The organism is Arthrobacter sp. 10L430 (assembly GCF_056395245.1).
Genome location: NZ_JBFTJD010000033.1, coordinates 35,463 through 45,479 on the forward strand (window position 1 = coordinate 35,463; position 10,017 = coordinate 45,479).

Genomic DNA, 10,017 nt, shown 5'->3' on the forward strand with positions numbered 1-10,017 from the left:
CTCGAGGGTCCGGGAGCCGGACCTCACGCGGTTTCGCTTCCGCCATCCGCTCCGGCGTCCAGTACTCCAGAATTTCTTCCGGGGTCTGGCTGGCGTCGGAGCGGCTTACCGGGTCCTCCTCGTCGGGTGGCGGGCCGTCCTTACTTGGTGGCCGATGCACTCTTGTAGGCCTGCTGGATTGTGTCGCCCCAGTAAGGACCGAACATCGTTGTGGAGCGCGTGCCATAGCCATAGCTGTTGATGGAGTTCTGGAACGCCGTAGCGTCCGAGCCCATGAACCATGGCCCGCCCGAGGAACCGCCGGTCATGTCGCAAGGAATACCTTGGGTGTCGAACTGCGGGTTGATGACGTCATTGGCTGACTTGCCGGTGCAGCTCACAAGGGTCTGGCCGGTAAACGGTGCGGCGGCCGGGTAACCATACGACTTGTAATTCAGTCCGCGTGCCTGGTTGAAAGCGACACCCGAGGCGCCCGCGACGTCGGCAAGGTTCTGGCCGTTGAGCTGGGAAACGACCGCGAAGCCGGTGTCATACTGCATGTTTCCGTCGCCGCTCCACTGCTTCGGCGCAAACAGCGCCTTGGCCGGCCATTTGCCGAGGGGTGCCGCACCGTCCTTGTACTGCGGAACGAAGACAAAGTTGGTGGCGAAGGCGCCCGGGCCCTCATTCACGCAGTGTCCGGCCGTGGAGACGGTGCTCTTGTTGGTCGAAACCACGGAGTTCCCGGAGCACACGAAGTTGGCGCCCCCGAGGGTGAAGAACACCTTCCCGATGTGGTTTACCGGAAGCTCATCCTTGTGCAGTGCGGTTGTCTTGCTGCCCTTTCCGGACGTGCCGGCGATTTTGGTGCTGGAACCCTTCTCCTCCACGCTGGGGCCGGAATTGGTGCCTTTGGAGTTTTGCCGGGCAACCGCCCGGTCAGCCAGCACATCGCCGGGAATGGCGGCGCGCATGCGCTCAGGCGTCCAATAACCTGCCGTGGTTGCACTCGCGACGGTGGTGGTTGCACTCGCGACGGTGGAGGTGGCGACCTGCGGCTGGCCCGAATCCTGCGACTTTGAAGGAGAGGCCGTTGCGCCGCCAGCTGCGGACAGCGCCAGCAGCAAGCCTGCTGAAAGGCTTATGAGGCTAGTGGCCAGAGACTTTGTGCTCGTCATTGTGGTCCTACCTATCGGGGTGGGGCGGGCGATGGTGCTGCCCGCCGAGTGACGGATTGAACCTACCCGGGTATGACAAGCTCTGTAGATAGACATTTCAAGTTATGTATTCCAGGTAGGGGTAATGCGCTCTGCCCCTGCCGCAAGGGGTTACTGAATGACGTTCAGCCGCCTAAGCGGTTTTCTTCCATGACCTAAAGATAAAGGTCCGCCGGGCTGGGGACAATGGGATTGGTCACCTTGGGGGCGTGGCGTGAGGTCACGGAACGGGATCCGGCCGCTCGGGTGGGGTTCAACGCGGCGTCCTCGGGTAAGTTAAAGGTTGGTGAAATAGACCGGATTCCATATACAAGCCGACCTCCAGGGAGACGCCCGAGCATGGCCAAAATTATCTATACCCACACCGACGAAGCGCCGATGTTGGCTACATATTCGTTCCTGCCGATCGTTGAGGCTTTCGCTTCCACGGCAGGTGTGCAGGTGGAGACCCGCGACATTTCGCTGGCCGGCCGCATCATCGCTGTCTTTGGCGACTACCTCACCGAAGAGCAGCAGATCGGCGACGCCCTGGCTGAGCTCGGGGACCTGGCGAAGAAGCCGGAAGCCAACATCATCAAACTTCCCAACATCAGCGCCTCGGTGCCGCAGCTGAAGGCCGCCATCGCAGAGCTGCAGGCCAAGGGCTACAACCTGCCGGACTACCCGGACAACCCGTCCTCCGATGAAGAGACCGTCATCCGCTCCCGCTACGACAAGATCAAGGGCTCCGCCGTGAACCCGGTCCTGCGCGAGGGCAACTCCGACCGCCGCGCTCCGCTGTCCGTAAAGAACTATGCCCGCCAGAACCCGCACTCCATGGGCGCATGGTCTTCCGAATCGAAAACCAACGTTGCGCACATGGAAGAAAATGACTTCCGTTCCAACGAAAAGACCGTGGTGATCCCGGCTGACGGCACCATCGAGATCCAGCTGGTCCGCGAAGACGGCACGGTCAAGGTCCTCAAGAAGGCGTTCCCCGTCCTCGCCGGCGAAGTGATCGACGGCACCGTGATGCGAGCCGCGGCCCTCGACGAGTTCCTCGCGGCCCAGGTGGTGCGCGCCAAGGAAGAAGGCGTGCTCTTCTCGGCACACCTGAAGGCCACCATGATGAAGGTCTCGGACCCCATCATCTTCGGCCACGTGGTCAAGGCCTACTTCTCCGAACTGTTCGACACCTACGGCAAGCAGCTCGCCGCCGCCGGCATCAGCCCCAACAACGGACTTGCCGCGATCCTCAACGGGCTTGAAGACCTTCCGGAGGACGTCCGCGACGGCGTCCAGGCCGCGATCAAGAAGGGCCTGGAAGAAGGCCCGGCGCTGGCCATGGTCGATTCTGATAAGGGCATCACCAGCCTGCACGTCCCGAGCGACATCATCGTGGACGCCTCGATGCCGGCCATGATCCGCAGCTCCGGCCACATGTGGGGACCGGACGGCAAGGAAGCCGACACTCTGGCAGTTCTCCCGGACAGCTCCTACGCCGGCATCTACCAGGTTGTCATCGACGATTGCCGTGCCAATGGTGCCTTCGACCCCACCACCATGGGCACGGTGCCGAACGTCGGCCTCATGGCCCAGGCCGCAGAGGAGTACGGCAGCCACGACAAGACCTTCGAGGTCCAGGTCCCCGGCAAGGTCCAGATCGTTGACGGTTCCGGAGCGGTCCTGGTCGAGCACGAGGTGGCCCCGGGTGACATCTGGCGCGCCTGCCAGACCAAGGACCTGCCGATCCGCGACTGGGTCAAGCTGGCCGTGACTCGCGCCCGCGCGTCCAACACACCTGCCGTCTTCTGGCTGGACGAAGACCGCGCCCACGACGCCAAGCTCATCGAAAAGGTCCGTGAATACCTCAAGGAGCACGACACTGAGGGCCTGCAGATCGAGATCATGTCTCCGGACAAGGCCACGGCCTTCACCCTGGAGCGCATCCGCAAGGGCGAGGACACCATCTCCGTGTCCGGCAACGTGCTGCGTGACTACCTGACGGACCTCTTCCCGATCCTCGAACTTGGTACCAGCGCCAAGATGCTCTCCGTGGTTCCGCTGATCAACGGCGGCGGCCTTTTCGAGACCGGTGCAGGCGGATCCGCTCCGAAGCACGTCCAGCAGCTGCTGAACGAAAACCACCTCCGCTGGGACAGCCTCGGCGAATTCCTGGCCCTCGCTGTCAGCTTCGAGCACCTGGCCACGTCCACCGACAACGCCCGTGCACAGGTGCTCGCGGACACGCTGGACCGTGCAACCGGCACGTTCCTGCTGGAGAACAAGTCCCCGAAGCGCAAGGTCGGCGAACTCGACAACCGAGGCAGCCACTTCTACCTGGCCCTGTACTGGGCGCAGGAGCTGGCCAAGCAGACCGAGGACGGCGAACTGGCTGCGTCCTTCTCCGCCATCGCCGAGGCCCTGGCCTCCAACGAGGACGCCATTGTTTCCGAACTGCTGAGCGTCCAGGGTTCACCCGTGGACATTGGTGGCTACTACCGCCCGGACGCCGAGAAAGCCGCTGCTGTCATGCGGCCCTCCGCGACGCTTAACAAGGTTATTGCGAGCCTGAGCTAGCGACTACAGTCTCAACAGATCGGAAGCGCCCCGCCACTCGWGKGGCGGGGCGCTTCTGCTTTGGTTTGCTCTGACCGGCCGGCTTAGCCCCGGCCGTCCGGGTTAGCCCGGCCGGCTCAGCGGGGTCGGACCGGCGGGGTCTACCGGTCCGGGGTTTCGTCTCGCCGGGTGTCACCCCTGGTGTCTATCCGGGGCTCCCCCGTTTCCGTGTCGCCGTAGGGGGCTTCGACCGCCATGTCAGGATCCGCATCCACCGGCCTTTCGGTGGCTGCGGTGTCGTAGCCGTCACCGGATTCGTAGGTGCGGCCGGGGGTCGCGTCCATTCCGGGTCCGGCCGCATAGCCCGTGCCGTCGTCGTCTGTTCCGTAGCTACCGGCCGGAGCAGCGCCGGCCGCCCCAACTCCAGCGCCGGAAGCCCCGGCTACTCCGGCAGCCCCGGCCCCTCCGGTCGGCGAAGGAACTCCTGCAGCCGCAGCGGTACCCGTTGGCCCGGCTGTGTCTTCGACGTCGCCGTCGCGGACACTTTCACGCCACGCGCCGGTTTCGGAGTCCTGGCTCTCGATGTATTTCTTGAACTTCTTCAGGTCCGAGGCAACCTGGCGGGAATCCAGGCCCAGGGCGGCGCCAGCCTTCTCCACCGCGGAATCCGGTTCCCAGGTGAGTTCGACATTGACCTTGGTCTGCTCAGGTCCCAGGGACTCGAACCATACGGTTCCTGCGTTGCGGGGCTCGTTCAGGCTCTCCCAGCTGACACGCTGGTCAGGCTCCTGCACGGTGATCTGGGCGTCGTATTCACGCTTGACGCCGGCGATGCTTGTCTCGAAATGAACGGTGGTGTCATCGAGCTGGCGCACCGCGTCAACGCCGCTCATGAAGTGCGGGAAGTCCTCGAACTGCGTCCATTGGTTGTAGGCCTTGGTCACGGGGACATCGACGTCGATGGATTCCTGAACAGTTGCCATGCGTAGTTCACTCCTTCAGGGAGCGGGCGGTCAGCCCGCGGTTCTGATAGCTGCACGTTCGGTGGAACATCTCCAAGCTAGTCCGAAGCGCGATGCAATTGAAGAGAGACAGTACCTTTGCTGACCAAGACGGCGTCCATCGAAAAACGGACCTCGGTTGTGGCCTGAAGGCATATTCCATAGAGTGCTAAGCAGGCTTAGCTTTTCTATTGTGTGCCGAATCTTGCCAAGGCTGTCCAAGATAGAAGGAGCATTTCATGTCAGCAGAGACCAACATCAATATCCCTGGTGCGCCCGCTCCCGAGCCTCCCAGCGCCGAGGAGCCCACTACGCCCCGGGAGCCGCTACCTCCCAAGCCTGACCAACAGGGGCCCGAGGCAGTGTCCCCAACCGGCACCCCCACCGGCGCCCCAGCCAATTCCCGGGCGCAGTCCGGCCAGTACCTTACGACCGCGCAAGGACTGCGGCTCAGCGACACTGACCATTCCCTGAAGGCAGGCTCGCGCGGTCCCATCCTGCTGCAGGACCACCATCTTCGCGAGAAAATCACGCATTTCGACCACGAGCGGATCCCCGAGCGGGTCGTCCACGCCCGGGGCGCCGGCGCACACGGAGTCTTCAGGTCGTATGGAACGGCCGCGAAAATCACCCGGGCTGGCTTCCTGGCCAAGGACGTGGAGACCCCTGTATTCGTGAGGTTCTCCACCGTCCTGGGCTCGAGGGGGTCGGCAGATACGGTGCGGGACACCCGGGGATTCTCCACCAAGTTCTACACCGACGAAGGCACCTACGACCTTGTCGGCAACAACATCCCGGTGTTCTTCATCCAGGACGGCATCAAGTTCCCGGACGTTGTCCACGCGGCCAAACCGCATCCGGACCGCGAGATCCCGCAGGCCCAGAGCGCCCATGACACCTTCTGGGATTTCGTCTCGCTTCACACCGAGGCCCAGGCGCACACGATGTGGAACATGTCCGACCGCGGTATCCCGCGTTCCTACCGGACCATGGAAGGCTTCGGCGTTCACACTTTCCGCTTGGTAGATGCCGAGGGCATCACCACGCTCGTCAAATTCCACTGGAAGCCCAAGCAGGGCGTGCACTCTCTGGTCTGGGAAGAAGCACAGATCATCAACGGCATGGACCCTGACTTTCACCGCAGGGATCTTGCCGATGCGATCGAGGCAGGCGCCTATCCGGAGTGGGAGCTGGGCATCCAGACCTTCCCGGACACTGAAGATCAGATGTTCGAGGGGATCGACCTCCTGGACCCCACGAAGTTCGTGCCCGAGGAACTCGCGCCCGTGCAGCCCATCGGTCTCATGACACTCAACGCCAACCCAGTCAACTACTTTGCGGAGACAGAGCAGGTTGCTTTCCACCCGGGCCACCTGGTTCCCGGAATCGATGTCACCAACGATCCGCTCCTTCAGGTCCGGCTGTTCTCCTACCTTGACACGCAGATCTCCCGGCTTGGCGGTCCCAACTTCGGCCAGATCCCCATTAACCGTCCGCAGGCTCCCGTGAACGACATGCTGCGGGACGGCATGCACCAGACGGCCGTTCACGGGGGAGTCGCCCCGTACCGGCCGAATTCGCTGGACGGCGGGTGCCCCTTCAAAGCCGGGCAGGATCTGGGCGCGTTCGTGGAGGTGCCGGAAGCAATTGCCGAGGCCATCAAGGAGCGGAAGTCTCCGGCGAGCTTTGACGACCATTTCAGCCAGCCGCAGCTGTTCTTCCGCAGCCTGACGCCGGTGGAGCAGGAGCACGTGATCCAGGCGTATACGTTCGAACTGGGCAAGTGCTACGAGAAGGCGATCCGTGAGCGGCAGCTGCTTGCCCTGGCCAATATCGATTCCAGGCTGTGCGCGGCTGTGGCGCAGGGACTCGGCATGCTGGCGCCCGAGGCCACCGAGGCAGTGCCTGACGCGGATCCGAGCCCAGCTCTGTCCCAGCTGGGGCAGACCTGGCCCGTTGCCGGCCGGGTAGTGGGCATCGTCGCGGACGGATCCAGCGATCTTGATGCCGTCCGCGCAGCACGCAAGACCCTTCATGCCGCCGGAATCGTTCCGCTGGTGATCGCGCCCGTGGGAGGAACGCTCGGCGCGGAGAACGACGGCGGGATCCCGGTTCAGCGGACCTATCTCACCGCGCGCTCCACGGAGTTCGACGCAGTAGTTGTGGCCGGCTCCGGCGCCCCCGCCGACAATGCTGAGCCGGGGCTCGATGCCAAGGCCGGCGAACCGGGTGCCTCGCTTGATCCCCGGGTGGTGCTCCTGCTGTCTGAGGCCTTCCGTCATGCCAAGGCAATCGGGGCATGGGGATCAGGTGCCGCGGGAGTGGATGCAGCCAGCATCACGGAGGACGCAGCCGGCGTAGTGCTGGGTGACGGTCCGGAAGATGTCCTGCCCGCGATCCAGGAACTGCTGGCAGCGCACCGGGCGTGGGAGCGTTTCCCGGCGTCAGCGGCAGGACCGGAGAACACCTAACAGGCCAGCTGCCTGCTGAAGGCCGGGCAGGCAGGAAGCACCGCCGTCGTGCGTCCTGCCCGCCCGGACCTTAAACGGCGCTGACCGCGGACTAGCCCTTGCCTTTGTCTGATCCCTTGCCCTTTTCGCTCTGCCGTGACTTGCCCTGCCCGGAGCCCGGCTGTCCGCCCGTGGCCGGCGCGGGCGCCGGAGAGACGGCAACCGGTGAAGTCGTCGCGGGAGACGCGGGAGGAGCGGCCTTCGCCGCGGACTTCGTGGCCGCCTGCACGGCCGCGAGGTCGGCGCGCACCGCGTTGACGGCCACCGTGATGCTCTGGTGGCGCCGGAAGGAAACCTGGCCGGCGGCAGCGGCGGCGTCGAGCTCCAATGTCAGCTGGTCAAGGGACTTGAGTGCGGTGGCCGGATTCTTCCCCGCGGCTGCCTTGGTGACAGCGAGCACGCGCTGCTGCAGATGCCCCGCGGCAGCGGTCTCCAACTCCGGGGCAGTGCCGCCGCAGCCCGCAAGGCTGACGGCAAGCGCGCCGGCGGCGAGAGCCGACAACGCGCTGCTCCGCCGGATGCCCTGCGGGCCCAACCCGGCGTGCGGGATCACGGTTGAACGCTCTTTTGCAGCTCAGCGAGATGATCACCCATGGTTCCGGTCACCGTGGGATACGTCACGACGTCGGGCGTTTTTGGGGCCATTACGGCGGCGGCCACCGCCGCTCCACCGGCGAGCAGGGCGGCAGCGGCGACGGCGGACGCCAGCCAGACGCGCCGGCTGGGCCTCTTGCCGTCCCGGCGTGTGTCGCTGTTCTGCCGTGCGGTGGCAGTGTCTTCAGCGGGCTCCTCGGTCTGGGCGTAGCCTTCCGGAAGCACTGACGACGGCGGCCGCGACGGCAGGGCGGGCAGGACGCGGGTATGCTCCTCGGCCACGTCGCCCGGCACGGATTCCGGCGAAACCAGGGCCTGGCGCAGTGCGACCTCCAGGTCTGCGGCGGTGGGTCTGTCCAGTGGATCGAGGGCTGTCATGGAGGCCAGAAGGTGCTGCCACTCTTCCGGGAGGTCCGCGGGAAGCTCGGGTGCGCGGTGCAGCCGGGCAACCGCTGATTCCACGGCGCTGCCCGGATATTCCACGGTTCCCTTGATGCATTCCAGCAGCACGAGGCCCAGGGAGTAGATGTCCGTGGCCGGCGACAGCGGCGAGCCCATGGCCTGTTCCGGGCTCAGGTACGCCGCGGTGCCCACCATGGTACCGGTCGCCGTGAGCCGGGTGCCGTCGACGATCCGGGCGATGCCGAAGTCGGTCAGCTTGGGCCGCACCGGTTCTCCCGGGCGCACCTGCACGAGAAGGATATTGGCCGGTTTGATGTCGCGGTGGATGATGCCCAGACCGTGCACATACGCCAGCGCGTCGGCGACCCCGGCTCCGATCACGGCCAGCTCCTCGAGCGGAACCCGGCTGTGGCGGAGGCGGCCCCGAAGGTCCTGGCCCGCCACGAGTTCCATCGTGAGGAACGGCCGCGGCTGGTCAGGCACACGGGTGTCCACGCCGGCGTCGAACAGTGTCACGAGGCTCGGATGGTTGAGCGTGGCGAGCAGCTTGATCTCGGCTTCCTGACGCTTGAGCTCATCCGCGTCAGCAGCCTGGGGAGCGAAGAGCTTCAGCGCCACGTCCCTGCCGAGGTTCTCGTCGCGGGCCGTGTAGACCGATGACATGCCTCCGCGGCCAATTATTTCTCCGAGCCTGTAGCGGCCGTCCAGCACATCAGCCGTCATCCCGCTGGGCGAATCTTCCAACACTTTGCCGTCCTTATCCGCAGTGGGTCCCGTTAAGGGTAATACGCGCGCGGAGCGGAGGACGCCGAGATGCCGCAGGGGATGCCCCGAACTGGCCAGCCCCGGACACGGCCTTATCGGCAGTCCGGCTTCGGAGCGTCCAAGGACCAGTCGAAGCCGGACCGCCGATATGGGTCCGTTGTGCTCAGCCCGGACGCGCGGTCCCGGCTGATTTTTCCTTCAGGGGGCTACGCCTTCTTCCTCCGGATGACCATCAGCATTCCGATGGCAAGGAGTGCGAGGGCGAGGGGCAGCAAGCCAGCGTCTGCGCCGGTGTTGGCGAGGGACTGCTTGGCGCCTACTGTCTGGCCGGAGCCCATGGCTGCCGCGGACGTGTTGGCTGCCATTGACGAGTCCGTTGTCATTGAACCCGCAGGCAGGACAACGATTCCGGATCCGGTCCCGCCGGTGGCAAGGGCTCCGGAGTCCGATCCCGTTGCGGTGCCGGAACTGTCGGTCCCGCCGGTGCCGGGGTCCGTGGTGCCTGTGCCGTCGGTGCCGGGGTCCGTGGTGCCGGTGCCGTCGGTGGTGCCTGTGCCGTCGGTGGTGCCGGCGTCCGTTCCGGATCCGTCAGCAGGATCGGATCCCGTTCCGGATCCGTCCGTGGGATCTGACGCAGGGGGTGTGGTGCCCATGTCAGTACCGAGGTGGACGCCAAGGTCGATACTCAGACCAGGGGAAGTACCCGTCCCGGTGCCAAGGGTGACGTCGACGGTGCCTTCGGCTGCCGCGCCGCCATCGCCCAGGAGACCCGTTTCGCCGAGGTTGACGTCGACGGTGGCGTTGGCTGCCGGGATGGTTTCGGTGCCTGCGCCGGTGGTGTTGCCGAGGTTGACGTCGACGGTGGCGTTGGTTGCCGGGATGGTTTCGGTGCCTGCGCCGGTGGTGTTGCCGAGGTTGACGTCGACGGTGGCGTTGGTTGCCGGGATGGTTTCGGTGCCTGCGCCGGTGGTGTTGCCGAGGTTGACGTCGACGGTGGCGTTGGTTGCCGGG

6 protein-coding genes and 1 pseudogene are annotated in these 10,017 nt (G+C 65.2%); 2 read left to right on the forward strand and 5 right to left on the reverse strand.

The genetic code is table 11. The features are described 5' to 3' along the window. Positions 1-140: 140 nt before the first annotated feature. The gene (locus AC1DDG_RS20155; RefSeq protein WP_476877460.1) at positions 141-1,157 is read right to left on the reverse strand and encodes a trypsin-like serine peptidase; all 1,017 of its coding nucleotides are present in this window, start codon (positions 1,155-1,157) and stop codon (positions 141-143) included. Positions 1,158-1,535: 378 nt separating this feature from the next. Between AC1DDG_RS20155 and AC1DDG_RS20160 the strand changes: the two genes are divergently transcribed. Continuing rightward, the gene (locus tag AC1DDG_RS20160) at positions 1,536-3,755 is read left to right on the forward strand and encodes an NADP-dependent isocitrate dehydrogenase (RefSeq protein ID WP_476877461.1); all 2,220 of its coding nucleotides are present in this window, start codon (positions 1,536-1,538) and stop codon (positions 3,753-3,755) included. A gap of 140 nt (positions 3,756-3,895) precedes the next feature. Here the strand turns inward: AC1DDG_RS20160 and AC1DDG_RS20165 are convergent, their stop codons facing one another. After that, positions 3,896-4,717, reverse strand: a complete 822-nt coding sequence (locus AC1DDG_RS20165) for an SRPBCC family protein (RefSeq protein ID WP_476877462.1) — start codon at positions 4,715-4,717, stop codon at positions 3,896-3,898. A gap of 257 nt (positions 4,718-4,974) precedes the next feature. On the opposite strand from AC1DDG_RS20165, the gene AC1DDG_RS20170 reads away from it, so the two are divergent. Then, positions 4,975-7,206: a catalase gene (locus AC1DDG_RS20170; protein WP_476877463.1), complete on the forward strand. Its 2,232-nt coding sequence runs from the start codon at positions 4,975-4,977 to the stop codon at positions 7,204-7,206. Positions 7,207-7,297: 91 nt separating this feature from the next. Here the strand turns inward: AC1DDG_RS20170 and AC1DDG_RS20175 are convergent, their stop codons facing one another. The 3 genes and pseudogenes from AC1DDG_RS20175 to AC1DDG_RS20185 form a co-directional block, all read right to left on the reverse strand. After that, entirely contained in the window at positions 7,298-7,798 is a 501-nt protein-coding gene (locus AC1DDG_RS20175; protein ID WP_476877464.1) for a mucin-associated surface protein, read from the reverse strand. Then, positions 7,795-8,988 (reverse strand): serine/threonine-protein kinase, encoded by a 1,194-nt coding sequence (locus tag AC1DDG_RS20180; RefSeq protein ID WP_476877465.1) that lies wholly within the window; start codon positions 8,986-8,988, stop codon positions 7,795-7,797. Before AC1DDG_RS20180 ends, AC1DDG_RS20175 begins: the two co-directional genes overlap by 4 nt. 224 nt (positions 8,989-9,212) lie before the next feature. Then, positions 9,213-10,017: pseudogene (locus tag AC1DDG_RS20185) on the reverse strand (hypothetical protein); the annotation flags it as partial.

Bases quoted from the DNA above. Each gene is read 5' to 3' on its own strand.
- AC1DDG_RS20155 (WP_476877460.1), bottom strand. From the start codon at position 1,157: ATGACGAGCACAAAGTCTCTGGCCACTAGCCTCATAAGCCTTTCAGCA.
- AC1DDG_RS20165 (WP_476877462.1), bottom strand. From the start codon at position 4,717: ATGGCAACTGTTCAGGAATCCATCGACGTCGATGTCCCCGTGACCAAG.
- AC1DDG_RS20170 (WP_476877463.1), top strand. From the start codon at position 4,975: ATGTCAGCAGAGACCAACATCAATATCCCTGGTGCGCCCGCTCCCGAG.
- AC1DDG_RS20160 (WP_476877461.1), top strand. From the start codon at position 1,536: ATGGCCAAAATTATCTATACCCACACCGACGAAGCGCCGATGTTGGCT.